Annotated in this window: 25 protein-coding genes; 14 read left to right on the forward strand and 11 right to left on the reverse strand. The window is 65.1% G+C overall.

Going from position 1 to position 23,004, the window contains the following annotated elements:
• Positions 1-4: 4 nt before the first annotated feature.
• The 4 genes from rsrA to ACXJKC_RS09800 all read right to left on the reverse strand — a co-directional run bounded on the left by rsrA (position 5) and on the right by ACXJKC_RS09800 (position 2,415).
• Positions 5-274 (reverse strand): mycothiol system anti-sigma-R factor, encoded by a 270-nt coding sequence (gene rsrA / locus ACXJKC_RS09785; protein ID WP_456696505.1) that lies wholly within the window; start codon positions 272-274, stop codon positions 5-7.
• A complete protein-coding gene (locus tag ACXJKC_RS09790; protein WP_456696655.1) occupies positions 271-897 on the reverse strand; it encodes a sigma-70 family RNA polymerase sigma factor in 627 nt (208 codons plus the stop codon). Before ACXJKC_RS09790 ends, rsrA begins: the two co-directional genes overlap by 4 nt.
• Positions 898-1,016: 119 nt before the next feature.
• On the reverse strand, positions 1,017-1,739 hold the full coding sequence (locus tag ACXJKC_RS09795; RefSeq protein WP_456696506.1) for an SOS response-associated peptidase: 723 nt from the start codon (positions 1,737-1,739) through the stop codon (positions 1,017-1,019).
• A 22-nt stretch (positions 1,740-1,761) separates the two neighbouring features.
• Entirely contained in the window at positions 1,762-2,415 is a 654-nt protein-coding gene (locus ACXJKC_RS09800) for a hypothetical protein (protein ID WP_456696507.1), read from the reverse strand.
• Between the two features lie 150 nt (positions 2,416-2,565).
• Here ACXJKC_RS09800 and ACXJKC_RS09805 point away from each other — a divergent pair, with 150 nt between their 5' ends.
• The 8 genes from ACXJKC_RS09805 (at position 2,566) to arfB (ending at position 9,505) form a co-directional block, all read left to right on the forward strand.
• Positions 2,566-4,197 carry a sigma-70 family RNA polymerase sigma factor gene (locus tag ACXJKC_RS09805; protein WP_456696508.1) on the forward strand — a complete coding sequence of 544 codons (1,632 nt, stop codon included), beginning with the start codon at positions 2,566-2,568 and terminating at the stop codon, positions 4,195-4,197.
• Positions 4,198-4,252: 55 nt separating this feature from the next.
• On the forward strand, positions 4,253-4,738 hold the full coding sequence (locus tag ACXJKC_RS09810) for a DoxX family protein (protein ID WP_456696509.1): 486 nt from the start codon (positions 4,253-4,255) through the stop codon (positions 4,736-4,738).
• Between the two features lie 36 nt (positions 4,739-4,774).
• Positions 4,775-6,061, forward strand: a complete 1,287-nt coding sequence (aroA, locus tag ACXJKC_RS09815; RefSeq protein WP_456696510.1) for a 3-phosphoshikimate 1-carboxyvinyltransferase — start codon at positions 4,775-4,777, stop codon at positions 6,059-6,061.
• Positions 6,062-6,074: 13 nt separating this feature from the next.
• Positions 6,075-7,061 carry a ribosome small subunit-dependent GTPase A gene (gene rsgA / locus ACXJKC_RS09820; protein WP_456696511.1) on the forward strand — a complete coding sequence of 329 codons (987 nt, stop codon included), beginning with the start codon at positions 6,075-6,077 and terminating at the stop codon, positions 7,059-7,061.
• A gap of 48 nt (positions 7,062-7,109) precedes the next feature.
• Entirely contained in the window at positions 7,110-8,015 is a 906-nt protein-coding gene (locus ACXJKC_RS09825; protein WP_456696512.1) for an inositol monophosphatase family protein, read from the forward strand.
• Positions 8,016-8,077: 62 nt separating this feature from the next.
• Positions 8,078-8,509, forward strand: a complete 432-nt coding sequence (locus ACXJKC_RS09830; protein WP_456696513.1) for a CBS domain-containing protein — start codon at positions 8,078-8,080, stop codon at positions 8,507-8,509.
• 81 nt (positions 8,510-8,590) lie between these two features.
• Positions 8,591-9,070 (forward strand): PadR family transcriptional regulator, encoded by a 480-nt coding sequence (locus ACXJKC_RS09835; RefSeq protein ID WP_456696514.1) that lies wholly within the window; start codon positions 8,591-8,593, stop codon positions 9,068-9,070.
• A gap of 27 nt (positions 9,071-9,097) precedes the next feature.
• The gene (gene arfB / locus ACXJKC_RS09840) at positions 9,098-9,505 is read left to right on the forward strand and encodes an alternative ribosome rescue aminoacyl-tRNA hydrolase ArfB (protein WP_456696515.1); all 408 of its coding nucleotides are present in this window, start codon (positions 9,098-9,100) and stop codon (positions 9,503-9,505) included.
• Between the two features lie 28 nt (positions 9,506-9,533).
• Here arfB and ACXJKC_RS09845 read toward each other — a convergent pair whose 3' ends face one another.
• The gene (locus tag ACXJKC_RS09845) at positions 9,534-10,400 is read right to left on the reverse strand and encodes a hypothetical protein (protein WP_456696516.1); all 867 of its coding nucleotides are present in this window, start codon (positions 10,398-10,400) and stop codon (positions 9,534-9,536) included.
• Between the two features lie 54 nt (positions 10,401-10,454).
• Between ACXJKC_RS09845 and ACXJKC_RS09850 the strand changes: the two genes are divergently transcribed.
• Both ACXJKC_RS09850 and ACXJKC_RS09855 read left to right on the forward strand, forming a co-directional pair.
• The gene (locus ACXJKC_RS09850; RefSeq protein WP_456696517.1) at positions 10,455-12,563 is read left to right on the forward strand and encodes a hypothetical protein; all 2,109 of its coding nucleotides are present in this window, start codon (positions 10,455-10,457) and stop codon (positions 12,561-12,563) included.
• Between the two features lies 1 nt (position 12,564).
• Complete coding sequence (locus ACXJKC_RS09855) at positions 12,565-13,485, forward strand: hypothetical protein (RefSeq protein ID WP_456696518.1); 921 nt, start codon at positions 12,565-12,567, stop codon at positions 13,483-13,485.
• Here the strand turns inward: ACXJKC_RS09855 and ACXJKC_RS09860 are convergent.
• From ACXJKC_RS09860 to hppD, 5 genes are read right to left on the reverse strand one after another with little or no spacing between them, the layout of a single operon-like run.
• Positions 13,457-14,344: a phenylalanine 4-monooxygenase gene (locus ACXJKC_RS09860; RefSeq protein ID WP_456696519.1), complete on the reverse strand. Its 888-nt coding sequence runs from the start codon at positions 14,342-14,344 to the stop codon at positions 13,457-13,459. The two genes, ACXJKC_RS09855 and ACXJKC_RS09860, sit on opposite strands and share 29 nt — an antisense overlap.
• A 21-nt stretch (positions 14,345-14,365) precedes the next feature.
• Complete coding sequence (fahA, locus tag ACXJKC_RS09865; protein WP_456696520.1) at positions 14,366-15,514, reverse strand: fumarylacetoacetase; 1,149 nt, start codon at positions 15,512-15,514, stop codon at positions 14,366-14,368.
• Entirely contained in the window at positions 15,511-16,194 is a 684-nt protein-coding gene (locus ACXJKC_RS09870) for a hypothetical protein (RefSeq protein WP_456696521.1), read from the reverse strand. The genes fahA and ACXJKC_RS09870 overlap by 4 nt, the downstream gene beginning before the upstream one ends.
• A complete protein-coding gene (locus ACXJKC_RS09875; protein WP_456696522.1) occupies positions 16,191-17,387 on the reverse strand; it encodes a homogentisate 1,2-dioxygenase domain-containing protein in 1,197 nt (398 codons plus the stop codon). The genes ACXJKC_RS09870 and ACXJKC_RS09875 overlap by 4 nt, the downstream gene beginning before the upstream one ends.
• A 19-nt stretch (positions 17,388-17,406) precedes the next feature.
• The gene (gene hppD / locus ACXJKC_RS09880; protein ID WP_456696523.1) at positions 17,407-18,606 is read right to left on the reverse strand and encodes a 4-hydroxyphenylpyruvate dioxygenase; all 1,200 of its coding nucleotides are present in this window, start codon (positions 18,604-18,606) and stop codon (positions 17,407-17,409) included.
• 121 nt (positions 18,607-18,727) lie between these two features.
• Between hppD and ACXJKC_RS09885 the strand changes: the two genes are divergently transcribed.
• The 3 genes from ACXJKC_RS09885 (at position 18,728) to ACXJKC_RS09895 (ending at position 20,568) form a co-directional block, all read left to right on the forward strand.
• The gene (locus tag ACXJKC_RS09885) at positions 18,728-19,216 is read left to right on the forward strand and encodes an Lrp/AsnC family transcriptional regulator (RefSeq protein WP_456696524.1); all 489 of its coding nucleotides are present in this window, start codon (positions 18,728-18,730) and stop codon (positions 19,214-19,216) included.
• Positions 19,217-19,283: 67 nt separating this feature from the next.
• Positions 19,284-20,093: an isocitrate lyase/PEP mutase family protein gene (locus ACXJKC_RS09890; RefSeq protein WP_456696525.1), complete on the forward strand. Its 810-nt coding sequence runs from the start codon at positions 19,284-19,286 to the stop codon at positions 20,091-20,093.
• A 91-nt stretch (positions 20,094-20,184) separates the two neighbouring features.
• Entirely contained in the window at positions 20,185-20,568 is a 384-nt protein-coding gene (locus ACXJKC_RS09895) for a hypothetical protein (protein ID WP_456696526.1), read from the forward strand.
• Between the two features lie 29 nt (positions 20,569-20,597).
• On the opposite strand, the gene ACXJKC_RS09900 is transcribed toward ACXJKC_RS09895, so the two are convergent.
• Entirely contained in the window at positions 20,598-21,851 is a 1,254-nt protein-coding gene (locus ACXJKC_RS09900) for a DUF222 domain-containing protein (RefSeq protein ID WP_456696527.1), read from the reverse strand.
• A gap of 130 nt (positions 21,852-21,981) precedes the next feature.
• On the opposite strand from ACXJKC_RS09900, the gene ACXJKC_RS09905 reads away from it, so the two are divergent.
• On the forward strand, positions 21,982-22,914 hold the full coding sequence (locus ACXJKC_RS09905; RefSeq protein WP_456696528.1) for an oxidoreductase: 933 nt from the start codon (positions 21,982-21,984) through the stop codon (positions 22,912-22,914).
• The last annotated feature ends 90 nt before the right edge of the window (positions 22,915-23,004 follow it).

Raw genomic sequence — 23,004 nt, forward strand, 5'->3', positions numbered from 1 at the left:
GTTATTACTGCGCCCGTTGCTCGGTGATCTGGATCTGCACGGTACGGATCGACATCAGCACTTTGGCGCGAAGCGGCTCCGGGGCCACCTCGGAGCACGAGCGCGACACCAGCGACTTGACCACACGTTCAAGCTCGTATTCGCTCAAGCACGGCGTGCACTCGCTGATATGAGTCTCGATCTCAGCGCAGCTGGCGGTGTCGATCTCCTGATCGATGAACAGGTAGAGATTCTCCAGCGCCTGCTCGCAGTCGGGTCCGTCACACGGGTTCATTTCTCCCCCACCGCCGTCACGACCATGCCCCGATCACGGGCATAGTCAGCCAACATCTCGCGGAGCAGACGACGGCCCCGGTGCAGTCGCGACATCACAGTGCCGATCGGCGTCTCCATGATCTCGGCGATCTCCTTGTACGGGAATCCTTCGACGTCGGCCAGGTAGACGGCCATCCGGAAGTCTTCGGGCAGTGCCTGCAGCGCATCCTTGACGTCGCTGTCGGGCAGATGCTCCAGCGCCTCCATCTCGGCGGACTTCAAGCCCGACGATCCATGTGACTCGGCGCGCGCGATCTGCCAGTCCTCGATCTCATTCGTGACCTGCTGGGGCTGACGCTGCTTCTTGCGATACGAGTTGATGTACGTGTTGGTCAAGATCCGGTACAGCCACGCTTTGAGGTTGGTGCCCGGCCTGAACTGATGGAATGCGGTGAACGCCTTCGAGAACGTCTCTTGGACCAGATCCTCGGCATCATGCGGATTGCGCGTCATCCTCAGCGCGGCCGAATAGAGCTGATCGAGGAACGGCAACGCGTCAGCCTCGAAGCGAGCCTGTCGCTGCTCCGTGGTTTCGGTCTCCCGCACATCGGGGATTTCGGGGGGTTCGGGCGTCGCTGTCATCGCCTCCCACCCTACTCCCGCCTGCGGACGTTTGCGCAGTGGCGTGATGGACGGCTCCAGGCATGCGGCGTTATTCGTCATCTGACCTCCTACGCACTACAACCATCCACACCGGCCCGCTATTCCGGTGGCAGCGGCTCGATCAGTTCGGGCCCGTTGTTGCGGACGTTGTTGACCGCGGTCGACACCGCGAATGCGTCGAGCCGCCCCGGCGCGGCCGGGATCAGCAGGTCGAGCAGATCATCGGAGTGTCGTGGTGCCGGATCCAGCCAGGCATCGTAGGACGCGGGATCGAGGAACAGCGGCATGCGATCGTGGACCCGCCCCAGCGCGTCCTCGGCCGACGTCGTCAGAATCGTGAAGCTGACGACCCATTCATCGGCCTCGCGATCCTTCCAGAACTCGTACAGACCGGCCATCGCGAGAATCGACCCGTCCTTGGGCGTGATGTAGAACGGCTGCTTGGCCGGCTTCTTCTGGCCCTCCACCGGCGGCGCGGTGTACCACTCGAAGTATCCGTCGGCCGGCACCAGCGCCCGCCGTTTGGCGAATGCGTTCTTGAACGAAGGTTTCTCGGCGACGGTCTCGGTCCGCGCATTGATCAGCCGACTGCCGATCGACGGATCCTTGGCCCAGCTGGGGATCAGTCCCCACCGCGCGGTCAACAGCTCACGCTGGAACTCGGCGGTGTCGTCCGCACGTCGACCGATCACGAGCGGTGCGGGCTTGGTGGGCGCCACGTTGTAGTCAGGTTCGAACTCGTCGGTCGCCCGGGCCAGATCGATCTCGAAGGCCTGATTCAGCGATGCGGCGGTCTGAGTCGTGGCATAGCGTCCACACATGCCTCAAGCCTGCCACACCGGGCTATTCACTCAGTTCGGCGAGCACATGCGCGATACCGTCGACCGACGCCGGCAGGTGCTCGACCCAGATACGTGACTGTCCCTTGTGCTGCATCGCACGATCGACCAGCAGCCCCAACAGGCTGATCGTCACATCGTCGGTACGTTCACGGGCGACCAACGCGGCGAATCTGCGCGTCGACAACTGCGCGATCGTCTCGTCGCCGGTGTACACGAGTCGAAGTACCTCTGCGATGTCGAGCGCCCGCAAAGACAGTTCGATCTCGTGTCCCACCGTCATCCGCGGCAACTCCACCACGACCAGCGCACTGGTGTCCGTCGCCCGCCGCCCCACGCTCTCAGCCCCCCGATAGATCTCTGCCAAGCGCGAGCGGACGTACGGCAAGGTGGCCATGGACGTCAACGGATCCTCACACGCGATATCCGCGTGATGGATCAAAGCCGTCTCGGCCCAGGCGACCGCAGCCGCCCGAATCGCCGCGAAGGACGGCTCCTGCGGGGCATAGGCCCGCTCCACGTGATCCAGGACCTCGTGAAGCGGGACACCCAGTTGCGCTGCACTCGCTCCCACCTCGTGTGCAACGTCAACAACGTCCGGCCCACCGTCGCGGACGGCATTTCGCAGGAGCGCGTGGTTCAACCCCGAGTCGAACACTCACCACTCCTCTCAATTGCCGGACATGAGTGAGACGACGCCGGACACGGTGCATGACGCGGTTTCGCTGACAAAGTTCAGCAAATGTTCAGCAGGTCCCTCGTGACCGTCCGCATCATGGCTCGTTGATCCGGGAGGGAAGGATTCGACGTGTCAGAACTACTCGGCGACATTGCCATGGCAAGCGACGCCGAACTCATCGTTGCCGTACGTGCCGGAGACACCCACGCGTACGGCGTCCTGTTCGAGCGTCACCGCGATGCTGCGATGCACTTGGCACGGCAGCTCGTCTCCGGACCGGATGCCGACGATCTGGTCGCCGAGAGCTTCATCCGGGTCCTCACGACGCTGCAGAACGGCAAAGGCCCGGAGGAGTTCTTCCGGGCCTATCTCCTGACGTCGATTCGTCGCCTGCACATCGACCGGATCCGAGCGGGCCAACGAGTGAGGACGACCGACGACGAGGCCGAACTCGACCGCGCCGTCGACTTCGTCGACCCGGCTGAGATGCGTTTCGAACAAGGCGCGGCCGCGACCGCATTCGCCTCATTGCCCGAACGCTGGCAACTCGTGCTGTGGCATCTCGATGTCGAGGGTCACAAGCCCGCCGACGTCGCACCGCTCCTGGGCATGACCGCCAACAGCGTCTCGGCCCTGGCCTATCGCGCTCGTGAGGGCCTACGCCAGGCGTATCTGCAGAGCCACCTGGCCCCGTCGCTGCATGCCTCCTGCCGGACGACGACCGGCATGCTCGGCGCATATGTCCGCAAGGGATTGTCACAGCGCGACGTCGTCAAGGTCGAGACCCATCTCGACGATTGCAGCCGCTGCACCGGGCTGTACCTCGAACTCGCCGAGATCAACGGGAACCTGAGCGGAATCCTCGGCCCGGCCCTCCTCGGATCGGTTTTCACCGGCTATACGGCAGGGACCGGGACCGTCGGACTCAAACTCGTCGCGGCCAAGCTGATCATCGAACCGGCGAAGTCGGTCGGGACCGTGGTGACGGGATCGGGCGTGCAGGGGATCGCCACAGCGGCGGTCGTGACATGTGTCGCGGCGGCCGGCACGATCGCCGTCGTGACCGACTTCAACTCTGCTGGTAACAGAGCCCCCCAGATGACCGAGGCGGCGCCAGCCGCCAGGATCACGACACCGGCCAAGGTCGCCCCCGACACCGCGGAGACGACCCGCCCCCATGTCGAACCGGCCGCCGCGACGCCCACGCTGTCCCCCGCACCTTCGGCCACGCAACCTTCGGAACCGACCGCGACCACACCGACCGATCCCCAGAACTCGCCTGGGCCGGCGGACCAGCCCGATTCCGAACCGTCGATCACCCCCACCCCGGCTCCCACGCCGACGTCCCCGCCGGAACCAACGCCTCCGCCGCCCATCAGCCCGACGGACTACGGCATCGCCGCTTCGACGATCACCTCGGACGACACACTTCTGCAGCGCAGGTTCACGACTTCGATCACTGCGGCCAATGCGGGACGCGCCGCCGATCAGACGGTGACCGTGACGATGCAGTTCACCAGACAGGTGACATTTCGAGGTGTCGTCAGTGCCGGATGGGACTGCGGGCCGGCGACCCGGAACCAGAATCTGAGTTCTTTGACCTGCAGCACGAGCCTTCCAGCCGGGCAGGGCGCGACGTTCATCGTCAAGGCCATCGGACTGCGACCCTCCGGCAGTATCAGCGTGACCGCGACGGGCGATCCGCGCCCCGACAACAACTCGGTCTCCTTCCGATCGCCGATCTACCAGTACCCGTCGTGACACCAATTTTCGATCCCACCTTGCTTACCGGCCCGGGTCCGGTATGAATTGAGTCATGACTTTGTTGCGAACCGTCGCCCGTCCGTTGCTGGCATCGATGTTCATCGTCGGCGGCGCCAATGCGCTCAAGTCGCCGGGGCCCCGCGCCGCCAAGGCCCAGCCGACTGCCGATCTGATCAAGAAGATCGCGCCTGAACTTCCGGTCAACGGCGCGAACCTGACCCGGTTGAACGGTGCCGTGCAGCTCATCGGCGGCGTCGCCTTGGCCACGGGGCACCTGCCACGTATCGCCTCGGTCGTCCTGGCGGCCACGATGCCGCCGACGACGATCGCCGGTCACGCCTACTGGAACGAGACCGATCCGGCCGCCAGGGCCAATCAGCGCATCCATTTCCTGAAGAATCTGTCGATGACCGGCGGGCTCCTGATGGCGACATTGGATCCCGAGCCGCACAAGAAGTTCATCGGGCGCCGCGCCAAGGACAAGGTCACCGAAGCCGCATCGTCGGTCGCCGACCAGCTGGACCATCTGCGCAGCTAGCTCCGCGTCGCGCGACGGAGCGATAAGCTGGGCGCGATGACTGCCCCGCTCCCCTGGCTCGCGCCCTACCGCGACACTCCCTTCGTCGGCGAGGTCCTGGTGCCCGGCTCCAAGTCGCTGACCAACCGGACCCTGATCCTGGCCGCGCTCGGCGACGGTCCCTCGACCATCACCCGGCCGCTGGGATCACGGGACACTCAACTCATGTCGGCCGCGCTCACGGCTCTCGGCACGACGATCCAGCGCGAAGGCATGACCTGGACCGTCATACCTGCCGCAGCCTCTGGAACCGAGCCGGTCACGGTCGACTGTGGACTGGCCGGCACCGTGATGCGGTTCGTCCCTTTGCTCGCTGCCCTCGGCAACACCTCAGTGACGTTCGACGGTGACGAGCACGCCCGCATCCGCCCCATGGCCACGACGATCGCGACGCTGCGCAGCCTCGGCGTCACGGTCGACGACGAGGGTCGGGGTTCCCTGCCGTTCACGGTGCACGGGACGGGCCGGGTTGCGGGTGGACCGGTCGAGATCGATGCCTCGTCGTCGAGCCAGTTCATCTCGGCGCTGCTGCTGGTCGGCGCACGGTTCGACAAAGGCCTCGACCTGCGCCACATCGGAACCTCACTGCCGTCGATGCCGCATATCGAGATGACGGTCGCCGAACTGCGCCGCCGCGGCGTCCGCATCGACACCGACGAACCGGCCCGCTGGATAGTCCATCCGGGACCGATCGAGGCGCTCGACGTCCAGATCGAGCCCGATCTGTCGAATGCGGGTGTTTTCATCGCCGGCGCCCTGGTCACCGGGGGCAGCGTGCGGATCCGCAACTGGCCCACCCATACCGATCAGGCCGGCGATGCGTGGCGCGAGATCGTGCCGGCCTTCGGAGGAAGCGTCGCGGCTGACGGCGACGATCTGCTGTTCACGGCCGGACCGGACCTCACCGGCGTCGAACTGGATCTGCATGACGTCGGCGAGCTCACACCGGTCATCGCCGCGATGGCCGCCCTCGCCACGACCCCGTCGCGGCTCACCGGCGTCGCGCATCTGCGCGGACACGAGACTGACCGGCTCGCGGCGCTGGTCACCGAGATCAACCGGTTCGGCGGAGACGCCGAAGAACTCAGCGACGGTCTGGCCATCCGGCCCCGGCAGCTGCACGCCGAGACGTTCCGCACCTACGACGATCACCGCATGGCGCATGCCGGCGTCGTACTAGCCCTGCGGGTCCCGGACACGTACGTCGAGAACGTCGTCACGACGATCAAGACCTACCCCAATTTCGCGCCGGTCTGGGAACGCCTGATGACGAACAACTCATGACGGGCCTCATGCCATGAGGAATGACGACGAGCACGCACAGTTCGAACGTCCGCGCCGCCACACCAAGCCGCGCACCAAGGTGCGACCCAACTACGACGACGCCGACACCGCGCGCGTCGTCACGATCGACCGTGGTCGCTACACCGTGACGCTCGACAGCGACGGCCGCACCGTCACGGCGATGAAGTCGCGCAACCTCGGCCGCAAGGGCGTCATCGTCGGCGACGAGGTCAGGATCGTCGGAGATGTCACGGGCGATGACGGTTCCCTGGCCCGCATCGTCGAGGTGCTCCCCCGTCGCACGGTCCTGCGCCGCACCGCCGACGACGATGACCCGATCGAACGGATCATCGTCGCGAATGCCGACCAGCTTGTCATCGTCGCGGCGCTCGCCGACCCGCCACCTCGGCCTGGCCTGATCGACCGGTGCCTGGTCGCCGCATTCGACGCCGGCATGGAACCCCTGGTGTGCCTGACCAAGGCCGATCTGGGCTCTGCCGATGAACTCGTCGCGATGCTGACCCCGCTCGGGGTGCGCGTCGTCGTGACGCGTCAGGACGGCGATCTCGACAACGTCCGCGATGTGCTGCGCGACCGGACCAGCGTCCTGGTCGGACACAGCGGCGTCGGCAAGTCGACGCTGGTGAACGCGCTGGTGCCCGATGCGCATCGGTCGGTCAGCTATGTCAATGCGATCACGGGCCGCGGCCGGCACACCTCGACCTCGGCGATCAGCCTCGAGCTGCCGTTCGGCGGCTGGATTATCGACACACCCGGAATCCGCTCGTTCGGCCTGGCGCACGTCGAGATCGACAACCTGATCAAAGCCTTCCCCGACCTGCAGGACGCGGCGCGCGACTGCCCCCGCGGCTGCCTGCACTCGGCCACCGAACCGGAGTGCGCACTCGACATCGCGATCGCCGACGGCACACTGGCGCCGGAACGCGTCGAGTCATTTCGCCGTATCCTGGCCAGCCGCGATCAGCTGGACGAGTACTGATGGGGCGTCGCACGCCGTCTCGCGCCCGCAACGCCGTAGTCTGACGCCATGGCTCACTCGTACAACGACGACTTGCGCCTCGCTCACGTGCTGGCCGACAACGCCGACAATCTCTCGATGGACCGCTTCGGCGCGATCGACCTGCAGGTCGACACCAAGCCCGACATGACCTACGTGACCGAGTCCGATCAGGCAGTCGAAGCCGCCATCCGGCGCACGCTCAAATCCGCCCGCACCCGCGATATCGTGCTAGGCGAGGAGCAGGGCGAGGACGAGGGAACCGGCGGCCGTCGTTGGATCATCGACCCGATCGACGGCACCTCCAACTTCGTGCGCGGAGTACCCGTGTGGGCGACCCTCATCGCGTTGGAGGAAGACGGCGAGATCGTCGCTGGCTGCGTCTCCGCCCCCGCGCTAGGTCGCCGCTGGTGGGCCAGCAAGGGCACCGGCGCGTACACCGGCAAATCACTCATGGCCTCGCGGCAGATACACGTCTCGGGAGTCTCCGACCTCGAAAACTCCTCCTTGTCCTACTCATCCCTCGGTGGCTGGGACACGATCGGCCGCGCCGACGCATTCGCCGCGTTGATGCGCCGGTGCTGGCGCACCCGTGCGTACGGCGATTTCTGGTCGTACATGCTGCTGGCCGAGGGCGCGGTCGATATCGCCACCGAGCCAGAGCTGAAACTGTGGGACATGGCCGCACTCGACATCGTCGTCCGCGAGGCCGGCGGCGCGTTCACGAGTCTGGCCGGCGCCACCGGGCCCTGGGGCGACAATGCGCTTGCCACCAATGGCCGGCTGCACGATTCGGCCATGGCCTACGTCGGTCATTTCCCCGATCAGGGTCCACCCGACGAGTCGTGGACCGATGAGCCCGAAGGTGATCCGGAGCCCCCCAGCAATATCCGCTCCCTGTCATTCGGCCGCGATCAGGCAGACGGCGGGTCATGATCCTCGCCCTCGACGTGTGACGCGGGTTACAGTACGAGGACACCGAGATCGGAGTCGTCGATATGCGCGTACAGGATGTTCTGACTTCCAAGGGAAGCAGCACGATCTACACCATCAAGCCGGATGCCACCGTCGCCGAATTGATGGATGAGCTCGCGGAACACAATGTCGGCGCACTGATCGTCAGCACCGACGGCACCACGATGCTCGGCATCGTCTCCGAACGCGATATCGTCCGCAAACTCCGCAAGGTCAACGACGCCCGCGGCATCGCGGTCTCCAAGATCATGACGACCGATGTGTCGGCATGCTCGCCCGACGACTCGTTCAAGTCGTTGATGAACACCATGACCGAGCAGCGGGTCCGCCACGTGCCAGTACTGCAGGACGGGCAGCTCGTCGGCGTGCTGAGTATCGGCGACGCCGTCAAACATCGTATGGAACAACTGGAGTTCGAGCGCGATCAGCTCAGCAACTACGTCGCCGGCGGCTGACCCGCCACCCGACCCCAACCGGGGGGGGGGGGGGGGGGGGGGGGGGGGGGGGGGGGGGGGGGGGGGGGGGGGGGCCCCGGAATGGGCGGGCCCGGCCGTCCTCGTGGGCGACGTCGTGGCGGGCGGGGCGGCGATGTCCGCGCCGCAGCGCTGCTGATCCTCGCTGAGGGCCCGCAGCACGGCTACCAACTGATCCAAGAGATCGCCGAACGCAGCGAAGGCGCCTGGACCCCCAGCCCCGGTTCGATCTATCCCGTGCTCCAGCAGCTCGAGGACGAAGGACTCCTGACCTTCGAACGCGTCGACGGTCGCAAGACCGCGACCCTCACCGACGACGGCACCTCGTACGTCGAGGAGCACCGCGAGGAGCTCGGCACGCCGTGGACCGCAGCCCAGGGCGATCCGCGTCACGACATGCACGAGTTCGCCACGAGCCTCAAAGGCTTCATGAACGCCTGGAAGCAGGTCGCTCAGGCCGGTACCCCCGAGCAGCGCGAGAAGGCCACTGCGGTGGTCGAAGACGCCCGTAAGGCGATGTACCAGATTCTTGCGGATGACTAGTCTTGCGGATGGGTAGTCTTGCGGACGATGACGCATAACAAACTGTCCTTGCCCGAGGGCGAGATGACCTGGCGGTTCTCTCGCTCCTCGGGCCCCGGCGGCCAGCACGTCAACACGACCGACACACGGGTCGAGCTGATCTGGTCGCTCACCGACACCACCGCGCTCTCCCCCGCCCAGAAACAGCTGGCTGCGACCCAGCTGAGCAACCGCCTGGTCGACGGGACGATCACGGTGGTGTCGTCGCAGTACCGCTCACAGCACCGCAACCGTGAGGCCGCGCGCGTCCGCCTCGAAGAACTCGTCGCCGACGCGATCGTGCCGCCACGGACACGTCACAAGACCAAGCCCACCAGAGGTTCCAAAGAACGCCGCCTCGACGCCAAGAAGCGTCGCAGCTCGGTCAAGCAGGGGCGCCGCACCGACTGGGACTGAAACCGATGGGAACTGCAACCGACTCGGACTACAGCAGAGTCACCAGTCGGGTCAGGTGCCAGGCTGGATCAGGCTGGCCGTCCAGCGCCACGACCGACGCCACAGAAGTCACGGCCGCAGACACCGCTCGCGCCCTCACCGTCAACGTTTCGTGCATCGCGGCGCTCGCGGAAAGAACCGCTGCGTGGGCCATGGCCCGTCTCAAGCGCGAAGTGTCATCCGGAGGCGGTTGCATGGATCGCAAGGCGCCGACCAGGGCAGAGACCGTCAGCTGGTCCTCCAGACGCGCCCGCTCGTGCAGGCCGGTGACGACGTCGTCCTCGGTCAAGTCGACTGTTGTCCCGATCGCGTCGGTCGAAACGATTGCCAACACCTCATTGTCGCCCTCATCGATCGCGAATGCAGCGAGGTGGGAGATCCCGGCCGGCACGTGGATCGAGGCGGGAAGTCCAGTGATCCGCCAGCCAGGACGGGACCGTTCCGCCTTCAGGCTCATGTGCACGACAGGAGCAACGTCCCCAGCCCGAAAGAACCCCGATCGGGCCATGATCTCGGCCATCAGCTCCACAGGATTCACATCGTCGGGTGCGAGGACGGGGATCTCGACGCCGGGCACCACACCCGCGTCGACCGCTCTGGCACGACGAGCAGCATCGGGCCAATAGCCCTCGTCGAAGGAGGCCGGGTCACGAAGCGAACTGGTGGCGATTTCACACAGTCGTAGATTGAGCTCGGCGGAAATGACCTCCACGGCTTTCCCAAGCTGCTCTGCGGCGTCGCACATCGCCCAGATCTGGGCCAGCTCGCGGCGCAGGTGATCAGGGTGTTCCTCGAACGCCGGATCGCCGGCCTGCAACCACAATCGCTGCCACGAGCTCTTCAGTTCTTCTGCCACATGCACGTCATGAGACTAGCGACCTGCCACACGCGCTAGCCTGTCGCTCATGAAATGGCTGTGCTCATGAAGTGGCTGTCACGAGTGCTGTTCGCCCTGGGCTCCTTTGCGATCCTGCTGGGTCTGGTCGCCGGCGTCGTCAACCGCGAGGTCATCGACGGCAACCGATTCGCCGAACACGTCGACAACATCCGCGCGGACGGGGATGTCTCCCGCCAGGTCGGGACGTTGTTGAGCGACAGGCTCATTGCGGCGAATCCCGAACTCGTGGGTCTGCGGCCCCTCGTCGAGTCCGCAGCCGCCGCAACAGTTTCGAGTCGCGCGCTCGGGCCGGTCATCCGCACGACCATCACTCCTTTGCATGACGCGCTTGTCTCGGACAGCAATGACCAGGTCATCCTCCGCCTGGCCGACCTCGGCGCCATCGTGGCAGCCGCTGTGACGACGCTCGCCCCCAAACAGAGCGCCCCGCTGCCAGACAATCTCGCGCTCCACTTGTCGGCCTTCGGAAGCCAGCGGGCCAGCTCCGATCTGGTCGAGCTGGCGCAGACGACCACCACGATGTCCTGGCTCCTGCCTTTGCTGGGGCTGTTGTTGGTCATCGCCGCCGCCCTGATCCGACGACGCCGCATCCGCGATCTCCTCGCGGCCGTGGGCCGCAGCCTGCTGTGGGTCTCGGTTGTCATGACGCTGCTGCTGGTGATCGCCTCGATCATCGCCGACCGATTGGACCGCGCGACCCTGACCGGCGCCATCGCGAGCGCAACCTGGAATGAACTCAACGGCAGTCTGTGGCGCTCCACCGTGATCGCCGGGATCGCGGGTCTGATCCTGTGGCTGACGCAGCGCGCCGACAAGGTCCCGGACTTGTCCGACCTCGTCGTCCTCGCCCGCCGTCACTTGTCGACGTCGCCGACGACAGTGCGTGGCCTGCTCGCTCGTGGTCTCGGACTGGCCGCATTCGGCATCCTGACCGTGCTCCACCCTGTCACGGTCGTCTCGGTCGTGATCGTGACGATCGGAGCCCTGGCGGTCGTCACCGGCGCCGAAGACATCGTCCGCGGCATCGCGGCGGCCCGGCGCATGCGGGCGAAGCCGCCGCGCATTCAGTGGTCGCCTGCGGCAACCCAGACCGCCGCGGCTGCGACCGTCATCCTGCTGCTCGCCGGCGCAGCCACAGCGGCTGCCTGGCCGGCAACGAGCAAGCTGCCCATCGTCGAGGCAAGCCAGCTCGGCACGGCCTGCAACGGTCACGACGAACTGTGCGAACGCACGTACGACCAAGTGTCATTCGCAGCGACCCACAATTCGATGTCGGCGGGCGATGCACCTGGCTGGTTCCTGGCCGAGCAGCCCACCGGCATGATCGGACAACTCGAAGCCGGTGTCCGAGTGTTCTTGATCGACACCTGGTACGGCCAGCGCACCCAACGCCAGGACATTGTCGCCACCTCCGAGAGCGGCCGGGCTGCGGCCTTGATCGAGGCGGAGGAAACCTACGGCAAGGCGGTGGTCGAATCAGCTCTGCGCCTGCGGGACGCCCTCAGCCTGACACCCACCGGGCCGGTCGGGGCGTACATGTGTCACGCATTGTGCGAGCTCGGGTCCACCGAGTTCGAGCCAGAACTCAAGCGGGTCCAGGCCTGGATGACGGCCCATCCGCGCGAGGTCGTGACGTTCATCGTGCAGGACGAAGTCACCCCCGCCGACACCGCAAAGGCCATCGAGAACGCCGGGCTGATGCCGTTCATCCACACGCAGAAGAAGGGAACCCCGTGGCCGACGCTGGAATCGATGATCGACTCCGGCAAGCGCCTCGTGGTCCTGATGGAGAACGTCGGCGGCGGGGAGAAGCTGCCATGGCTGCTCGACAACGACACCTGGGTCCAGGACACACCGTTCTCGTTCCGCTCCGCCCAGCAGTTCAGCTGCGAGGAGTTCCGCGGCGAACAGGACGCTCCCCTGTTCCTGGTCAACCACTGGCTCAGCAACTACCGCACGCGGGTCGCAGATGCGACCGTCGTCAATGCCAAAGATGTGCTGCTTACCCGACTCGAGAAGTGCCAGCAAGAACGCGGCATGCGGCCCAACTTCGTGGCGGTCGACAACTTCGACCGCGGCGATCTGTTCGGCAGCGTCGACGCCCTCAACGGACTGAGCTGAGATGTCGACACCATCGCTGTTTCGGCGCGGCACCGCACTGATCCTGGTTCTTGCCGGCTGCCTTCTGGCGGTCCTGAGTGTTGTCGCGGTGTGGAGCCGCGGTCAACTACTCGACACGGATCGCTATCTGTCGAGTGTTTCGCCCTTGGCCGGAGATCCGGTCATCCAGGACGAGATCGCCGGCAAGGTCGCCGCCGCGATCAATCGGCAGATCGACGTCTCGGGTCGCACCGGCAACAGGCTGCCGGAAGGCTTGGCCGCCAGACTCGGCAGCACCGTTGATCAGGCTGTCGAGCGGCAGACCCTGGCCTTCACCCGCAGCCCCGCGTTCGAGACTCTGTGGCGCGAGATCAATCGCATCGCCCACCAGGATCTCGTCAGCCTGCTGACCGACGACGGCACGTCGACGGTGGCGGTCGACAACGGCAGGCTGATCCTCGACCTGTCGACGATCGCCGATGCAGCCCGCGACCGGCTGGCCAAGGCAGGTCTCACCGCCGTGACGGCCCTGCCCCCGATCAATCTGACGATCGATATCGCCGATGCGAAGGACATCGAGCAAGCACGCACCGCCGTGACCTGGCTCGATCGTCTGGCAGTCGTCCTGCCGATCGCCAGTCTCATCCTGCTCGCCGCCAGCATCGCACTACGCGGCCGGGTGCGCCGCCCGCTGGCGCGGCCGGCCGTCATGCTCGCCTTGAGCATGGCGCTGTTGTGGATCATGGTCCGTTGGGGCGGCGCCGCGCTCGCCGCTTCGCAGGTACCCGCGACGGTCGCCTCGGATGAGGCAGTGCGGATCTACTACAGCCAGCTGACGAGCCTGCTGCGCCACAGCACGCTCGTCGTGGGTCTGGTTGCGGTGATCGTGGCTGCCGCTGCCTTCTGCTGGGACCTCATCGTCCAGCGGCGACCAGCGTCCTGATGGAGTCGTCGGTGCAGTTGGCCCAGAACTCGCCGACGACATCTTCGACCTGCGAGAACGAGCTCGCCGCGAACAGCACCTCTTGGTAGTGCGTGATGTCGTAGTCGGTCGTTCCCATCTCGACGATGTCGAGGGGGCGGATCGTCATGCCCCGGAACTCCTCGATCTCGCCCGGACTCGACAAGATCCCCGCCCCGTAGGCTTTGAGGCCGTCGGCCTCGTGCAGGACACCGAATTCGAGGGTGAACCAAAAGACCTTGCTGACGAATTCGAGCGCTTCGTCCGACGCGACCCGTCGTGCCGCTGAGCCGGCGGCCTCGTACAGGCGGGTGAACCGCCGGTCGGCCAAGGTGTTGCCGTGTCCGACGACCTCGTGCAGGACATCGGGCTCAGGCGTGTAGAGCGGTACGGAATGATGCCGGACGTATTGCGTGGCCCAGAAGCCGTGATCGGCGAGTGCGCCGTAGAACTCCCGTAACGGGACGAGCCCGGCGGCCGGACGATACCTGAAGCCGGTGATCGGCTCGATCCGGTCGGACAGCTCTTCGAGCTGCGGCACCCGGTCGACCGGGAGCCGTAAGGCCTCCTTGCCGTCGAGGAACTCCTGGCACGCGTATTTCTGGTGCTTGGCCTGCAGATCCTGACAGACGACCCGCCACACCTCGTGCTCCTCGTCGGTGTACTCCACCTCGGGGGCGGGTTCGCCCGGCGTCCACCGATCGGCTCGGGTCGCGATGAGATCGCGCCGTTCGCGATAGATCGGATCATCGAGCCCCGGATGCCCCTCGCCGAGTTGCACCGCCAGGCTGCCGTCGTTCTTGGTCACGACCGGCGCGAAGTACTGACCCTCATCGAACATTGCTTCTCCTCATCGATCGCTTCATGCGATCACTTGTCCGTCTACTTGTCCTAGCCACAGATGCTCGCCGTCGGCCAGCCGCGCAGTCGCGGTGATCGACACCTCATCGCCGTCGAGCAAGAACGTGCGACTCGTCCCGTCAGCGAGCATCAGCGGTGACTCGCCATTCCACGACAGTTCGATCAACGATCCCCGTTGGTTGTCGTCGGGGCCGCTGACCGTGCCCGATGCGAACAAGTCACCGGGACGCAATGACGCCCCGTTGGCCGTCATGTGGGCCAGCATCTGCGCGCCGGTCCAGTACATCGTGGAGAACGGCGGACTGGATATCTGCTGCCCGTTCAGCGTCACGACGAGTTCGATGTCGAGCCCCCACGGCTGTTGGTCCCGCAGATACGGCAGGAGTTCGACGTCACGGGCCGGCGGTGCGATCCGCGCGCTCTCCAACGCCGCGAGCGGCACGATCCATGGCGACACCGAGGTGGCGAACGACTTACCGAGGAACGGGCCCAGTGGCACGTACTCCCACGCCTGGATATCGCGCGCCGACCAGTCGTTGACAACGCAGATACCGAAGACGTGCTGGTCGAACTCCCCCACCGTGACGGGTTGCCCCATCGATGAGCCCGCACCGACGACGAAACCGATCTCGGCCTCGATGTCGAGCTTGGCGCTCGGCCCGAATTCGATCCCGTCGGCCCCGCGCAGCTGACCGGACGGCCGCCGCACCGGCGTGCCCGAGAGCACGACGGTGCCGGCGCGTCCGTGGTAGCCGACCGGCAAGTGTTTCCAGTTGGGCATCAGAGCTTCGCCGCCGGGCCGGAAGATCCGACCGAGGTTCGTCGCATGATGTTCAGAGGCGTAGAAGTCGACGTAGTCGGCAACCGCGAACGGCAACACCAACTCGGCCTCGCTGCTCGAAATCTGCTCGTAGCGATCGACGCCGTCCAGCAGCGCAGCACGCACCTCGGCCCACACGTGTGGACCGGCCGCAAGGAGCGGATCGAGGGTCCCGAGTGCGAACAGCTCGGCATGCCCCGGCATCAACTCCACGGCGGCCTCGGTCAGATCGACGATGCCGGTTCCGACCCCGACTCCGACTCTCGGCGCGTCCTCGCCCGCTCGGACGAAGGAGCAATACGGCAATGTGGTCCGACCGAAATCGTTCATGACAGCCATCCCAGTGCACGTAGGTCGGTGAGGGGTTCGTCGATGCTGCACGTGCCGATCGACCTGAACAACTGTCGAGCCGCCGCAGGATCACGGACTTTGAGCGCTCGCGGATCGTCATTGAGCAGTGCAGGGACCGGATCGTCGCCGTCGAGTGCAGCCTCGACCGCGGCGAGGACGTTGAGAAAGCCGTGTTCGTCATCCGTGCGCACCGCGTGGTGCAGCCCCGCAGTGAGCTTGAACGCGAGGCCCTGGTCGACGCATTGAGTTATCGCATGACCGAGTTGGCATGCCGAAGGCACATACTCACCGCCGCAACGCAGTTTCAGCATCGCACCGGCAGGAACTCGGACCGGCTCCCCCCACGGCTGTTCGACGAAGATCCGAACTGAGGCGGGGAGCGTGGGAAGTTCCGTCAGGGGGCCCTTCAGCTCGACCGCGACGACCTTGACACCGGCCGGTATCGCAGCTTCAGGCGTGCCGGTGACCGCGACCTCGATCCGGTCATCGCCCAGAGCATCGGCCAATTCCGCGAGTCGTCCGGCAGGACACACGAACGGTCCGACGTATGCGCCGTAGCGGGTCGCCCTGCGCGCGACGTGTGCACGGACTGCGGCGTCCATCGGCGCATTGCCCGGCGGAAACAAAGCCGCATCGTCGAAGAATGCTGTGAATGTCATCGATTCCACGACCAGGCATAGGTTCCGTCGTCCGAGGCGGTGCCGGCCTCGCCGAGTTCGAGCGGACGGAACGTGTCGACCATGACGGCGAGTTCGTCGACCGACTCGATACCGAGGCTCGCCTCGATCGCGGACGGGTGTGGCCCGTGCGAATGCCCTCCGGGATGCAGCGAGATCGAACCGGGACCGATACCCGAGCCCTTGCGTGCTTCGTAGTTGCCCGCGACGTAGAACATGACTTCATCGGAGTCGACGTTGGAGTGGAAGTACGGCACCGGGATCGCGAGCGGGTGGTAGTCGACCTTGCGGGGCACAAAATTGCAGATCACGAAGTTATTGCCCTCGAATACTTGGTGGACGGGCGGCGGTTGGTGCACCCGACCCGTGATCGGCTCGAAGTCGGCGACGTTGAATGCGTAGGGGTACAGGCAGCCGTCCCAACCGACAACATCGAAGGGATGCTGCGGCACGACGTGGATCGTGCCGCTGACGCCGCCTGGGCCGGAGCCACGGTGCAGGATGTGGACCGGGACATCGGTCTCGTCGCGGATCTCGGGCTCGCCCGGTCCGCGCAGATCGCGTTCACAATAGGGCGCGTGTTCGAGCAACTGGCCAAAACGCGACAGATACCGTTTGGGCGGCGTGATGTGGCTGCTGGCTTCGATGCAGTACGCCCTGACGGGTTCGGCCGCGGCGGTCGAAGTCTCGACCACCCATCGATGCGTCGTCGCCCTCGGTACGATCAAATAGTCGCCCGGGCCGAAGTCGATGTGCCCGAACACGGTTTCCAACCGGCCGCGGCCTGCTTCGATGAAGACGCATTCATCACCGATGGCATTGCGATACAGCGGTGAGGTCTCTGCCGCGACGACGTACGAGATTCGCACATCCGCATTGGCAAGGACGAGCCGCCTGCTCGTGACCACGTCGTGGCCCGCGCCGCCGGTGAACAGTTCATGCAGCTTGAGATGACGGGCAAGCAGCGGCTCGTTGGGCGTCGTCGAACGATCCGGAAGCTCCCACGGCCGGGCGTCCACGATGGCCGAAGGCACACCGCGGTGGTACAGCAGTGAGGAATCGGAGGAGAAGCCCTCCTCCCCCATGAGTTCCTCGCGGTACAAGGCACCGTCCGGCGAACGGTGCTGGGTGTGCCGCTTCGGCGGGATATCGCCGGCGCTGCGGTAGTGGGCCATGGCTCAGCAGCCTTCTGCCCTAGAAGTTTCCACGGAGCGCCTGCTCGCGCTCGATGGCCTCGAACAGCGCCTGGAAGTTGCCCTTGCCGAAGCCCAGCGAGCCATGGCGTTCGATCAGCTCGAAGAACACCGTGGGGCGGTCCCCGATCGGCTTGGTGAAGATCTGCAGCAGATAGCCGTCCTCATCGCGGTCGACCAGGATGCCGCGCTTTTGCAGCTCGTCGATCGGCACCCGGACCTCGCCGATCCGCTCCCGCAGCGCGGGGTCGGTGTAGTAGGAGTCGGGGGTCGCGAGGAACTCGATTCCCGCGGCCCGCAGACGATCGACCGTGTCGAGGATGTCGTTGGTGGCCAGAGCAAGGTGCTGGGCGCCGGGGCCCTGGTAGAACTCCAGGTACTCGTCGATCTGTGACTTCTTCTTGCCGATCGCCGGTTCGTTCAGCGGGAACTTGACCCGGTGGTTGCCGCTCGCGACGACCTTGCTCATCAGTGCGCTGTATTCGGTGGCGATATCGTCACCGACGAACTCGGCCATGTTCGTGAAGCCCATGATCCGGTTGTAGAAGTCGACCCACTCGTCCATGTGGCCCATCTCCACATTGCCGACCACGTGGTCGAGTGCCTGGAAGATCCGCTTGGGCGCATCGGCGGGACGCACCAGCGACGATGTGCGGGAGACATAGCCGGGCAGGTACGGACCGTCATACCGGCTGCGGTCGACCAGCGTGTGACGGGTGTCGCCGTAGGCCGCGATCGCGGCCATACGCACGGTTCCGTGCTCGTCGCTCACATCATGCGGCTCAACCAGGATCGTCGCGCCCTCGGCCCGAGCGTGCTCGATGCAGGTGTCGACGTCGGGCACCTCCAGCGCGATGTCGGTAATGCCGTCGCCGTGAAGCCTGTGGTGGTCGAGCACGGGGCTGTCGATCGCGACGCCGCCCTTGAGCACGAACCTCACGGCACCGCTCTTGAGCACATAAGCGTGGTGATCGCGGTTGCCGGTCTCGGGTCCGGAGTAGGCCACCAGATCCATGCCGAATGCGGTCATGTAGAAGTGCGCAGCCTGAGTCGCGTTGCCGACGGCCCAGACCACGGCGTCCCATCCCGTCACCGGGAACGGATCGGCTGCAGCGTCGTATTCCACGAGACCCACCAGCTGCTGGAGCTGGGCGAGGTCGAGTTCGGCAAGGCGTTCGTCGTCAGTCAGATCGATGCTCATGTGAGCCAGCACACCGCATTCTTCACTGCTCGGCAACCGGCCCATTCTGGAGTGGTCAAACTATCTATTTGAGCGCATCATGGAGATAACAAACCATGCAGATTGTCTACTTGGAGGCGTAATGGATCAACTGGATGTCGCGCTCATCGAAGCCATGCACGACAACCCCCGGGTCGGCGACCTCGAACTCTCGCGCCTGACTCGCGTCGCCCGCGCCACCGTCCAGTCACGTTTGACCAAACTTGAAGAGACCGGAGTCATCACCGGTTACGGTCCCGATATCGATCTGGTCGCCGCCGGGCATCCGGTCGTGACCTTCGTGACGTTGGAGATCGTCCAGGGTTCGCTCGACGATGTGACGGCCGAACTCGACTCCTTGCCCAATGTGCTGGAGGCCTACATCACGAGCGGCAATGCCGACGTCATCTGCAAAGTCGCCGCGACTTCGTTGGAGGACCTCAAGGACACCTTGCTTCACATCAGTCAGTCGGCATCGGTGGCCCGATCGACCAGTGTCATCGTGCTGTCAGAGCTCGTGTCACCCCGGGTGATGCCGATGCTCCGCAAGGGCGCCGACGAGGGGCCGAGCCGATCACCGGCTTTTCGCTGAGGATCGCCACACGGACAGGTCCGATTTCCGCGAGACATATTTCCGGGCGGCAGCTTGACTGGACGCTATGAACGCCACGCCCACGCAACGCGCACTCCTTTTCCACTCACTTCACGACGCGAAGACTCCCCTCGCCTTGAGCAATGTGTGGGATGTCGCCAGCGCCGTCGTCATCGAGGCTGCCGGCGCACCCGCCATCGCGACAACAAGCGCGGGCGTGGCGTGGTCGCTCGGTGTACCTGATGGCGATCGGCTCGACCGCGCACGTGCCGTCTCGGCGATTTCCGCCATCACTGCAGCGGTCACAGTTCCGGTCACGGCCGATATCGAAGGTGGCCTGGCGCAGGCCCCCGACGGAGTCGCTGAGACTGTGCGCGCCGTGATCGAAGCAGGCGCGGTTGGCATCAACATCGAAGACGGCGACCGTACGCCCGAGTCCATGACCATGAATGTCGCAGCCGCCAGGCGTGCGGCCGATGCCGTCGGCCTGCCGTTGTACATCAATGCGCGGACCGATGTGTTTCTCGCCGGGATAGGCGATCCCGAGCAGCGGCTCACCGAAACCATCGAGCGGGCCAACCGCTACGTGGATGCCGGCGCCAGCGGCATCTTCGTCCCCGGTATCGGCGACGCCGAGACGATCGCCGCGATCACGTCGGCCGTCTCTGCACCGATCAACATCCTGGTCGGGCACGGAGCCCTCAACGTCAGCGAGCTCGCTGCACTGGGTGTTGCACGGGTCAGCCTCGGCTCCGATGTCGCGCTGGCCGCATACGCCGTGGCGCAACGCGCAGCCACGGAACTGTTGGCGACTGGCACCTACGAGTCCACCAAGGACGCGCTCGCATATGGGACTCTCAACAGCCTGCTCAGCTAAGCCGTCCCAGCCACGTCGTCATCTGGCCACCGTGACACCTGATCGCCGGTTTCGCCGCAGTCAGTGCGCCCAAGGCTGCAAGATGAGGTTTGTGAACAAGCAACCTGGCGGCGGGCAGATCCGCATCCTGTTGATGAACGAGTACGGCGCCCTAATCCCGCTGTGGACCGACGACGGACAGACTGACGGGGAAGAACTGGCACTCAGCGACAGCTTGCGCGCAGACCTTGCCACGTTCTCAGCCCGTTCGGAGGCAAACGTTCCGGACGAGGTCTCCGACGATCGTTTCGATGCCGTACCGGTACTCAGATCGCTTGCCAGCATGCGGTACTCACTCCGTCGCTTCATGACCCCGGCGGGGCGCCGTGATGCACGTGCAGAAGAAGACGACGACATGCAAAGGGTCGGCGAAGGTCTGCGCGACCGCCTCCAAGACGAACTCGGTGACGGCTACATCGTGACTTACCAGCATTAGGCAGGCCGAGGTGCCGCCGGATGTGGGGGTCAGGCGGCTGTTCGGTGGCTGGGTTGTCGTCGGCGGCGGCGTATCCGGCCACCGGCCCGGTTGGTGAACACGAACCCGTCAACCGCATTACCGGTGATCTTCAACAACCCACGATGCAACAGATGATGACACCGGGTACACAACCCGATCAGCAGATCCAGATCAGTCGGGCCACCACGGGACCAGAACACCGTGTGATGAATCTCCAAATGCGTGTGGCTACAACCCGGTGCCGCACACACCCCGCCCTGGCGGGCGATAACCGCCCGACGCTGCTTCAGATTCGGATCCCGACGCGTCGTCCCCACATTGAGAACCTGCGCCTGACGGCCACCGTCCTTCATCAAGAACGCCGTCAGATCCGACACGCACAACAGATACATCAACAGATTCGGGCCGATCGCACCATGACCGGCCAACCTGGCCGGTTCAGTCGGCGGCATCGGATCAGCAACACCAAACGGATGCTCGGCAGCCTGCTTGGCCTGATCGGCCGCAGCCTGCACCGTCTCGGCATCAACGAACACCGACAGATGGGGACTCACCCCTTTATCCGATGGCAAACCCCCACCCAGAATCTGTGACAACAGATCATCCAGTCCCTGAACGCGGCGTTCCGACCCCGTGCGTGTGTCGTCCTTATCGCGCGGCGCTGAGATCGAATCGAGCACCTTCTTGAGCTTCGCGCCCGTCACCGTGTTCAAGAACCCAGTCACATGCCAGCCCTCTGGCAAGGCATCGACCTGGAAATCTTCCTTGTCCATCCCGTTATTCCACGCCTCATCCAAATCCTCGGGATAAAGCCGGTCACGCAAATGCTTGACSACCTCAAACARYTCACCCGGAGCATTCTCAACAGCGACTTGGACCAACACATCCTCGAACTCACGCATCGGCTCCAAACCAATGTGCTTRAGCCCATAAGCAAACACCTGCACATGCGCCGCACTCATCCGACCAGCCAACGCCACCTCAGCCACCAACGACAGCTCCTTGAGCGCCGCAGCATTACGGACCAACTGTGAGGCCTGCCCCGCATTCATCCGCAACTGGTTACGCACCCACGCACTCAACGTCGACGCACCATCAACCTCAAAATCCTTCGACGAATCCAGCTCAGCCAACAACGCCGCCTTCGCCGCATCCAACGCATGCTGCAAATCCTGAAGCGCGTGAATCTGCTCGCGCACGTCGCCACTACGAAGCATCTGCGCCGCATTGCGCATCGCGTCGATCGTGGGTGCCGGATTCATAACTCCAACCTAAAGACACCCGCCGACACCCCAATTTCGCAGCAAGGCATTTATCCACAGGATCCGAACTCCCAAACAAATAACGTCGTTACTCAGATCGATGTCGGGAGAAACAAGTAGCGTGAGCCCCATGACCTGGACCACCGAGGACATCCCCGACCTGACCGGACAGCGCGCCGTCATCACCGGCGTCACAGGGGGACTGGGACTGCACACCGCGATCGGGCTGGCCCACAAAGGTGCGTCCCTCGTCGTCACAGCACGCGACACCGCCAAGGCAGATGAGGCTCTCGGCCGCATCGCGCGCGACTGCCCCGGTGCGCAGGTCGACGTCGTGTCACTCGACCTTGCCGACCTGGACGATGCCAAGCGCGCCGCGGCCGATGTGGTCAAGGCCTATGACCGGGTCGATCTGCTGATCAACAACGCGGGCATCATGGTTCCACCCAAGCAACAGACCGCCGACGGCTTCGAGCTACAGATCGGCACGAACCATCTCGGCCACTTCGCCTGGACAGCGGGCCTGTGGCCATTGCTCGACGCCAGCGACGCACGGGTCGTCTCGGTCGCCTCACTCGCGCACCACTACGCACGTGGATTCGACCTGCAGTCGTTGACCCCCGCCGGCTCACCGCGGCGGTACAGCCGGTGGCGGTCGTACGGCGAGTCCAAGCTCGCCAATCTGGTGTTCGCCCTCGAACTCGATCGACGGGCCAAGGCCGCCGGCAGCTCGGTCGTCAGCGTCGCATGTCATCCCGGCTACGCCTCGACCAATCTGACCAAGACCGGCCCTTCGGTCGGCGGACTCAATCTCCCTGGAATCGGGATGCACCAGATCACCAAGCTCATCGGCCAGCCTGCCGCACACGGCGCATGGCCGACCTTGCGGGCCGCCACCGACCCGTCTTTGCGCGGCGGAGAGTACATCGGACCGGCCTCGATGGGCGGCACCCGTGGACGTCCTGTCATGGTCGGGATGGACCGGCTCGCCCGTGACGAACACCTGGCTGATGAGATCTGGGCGGCATCTGAGACTGCAACCGCAGTAGATTTTAAAGTTTAAGACAATGTGTCAACCTTTTGTGGGATGACCCACAACCACCCGGACTGACCCCGCACCAGGATCCAGGTTGACGTAATGTCGAGGGCGATG

This window comes from Aeromicrobium sp. P5_D10 (assembly GCF_054049535.1).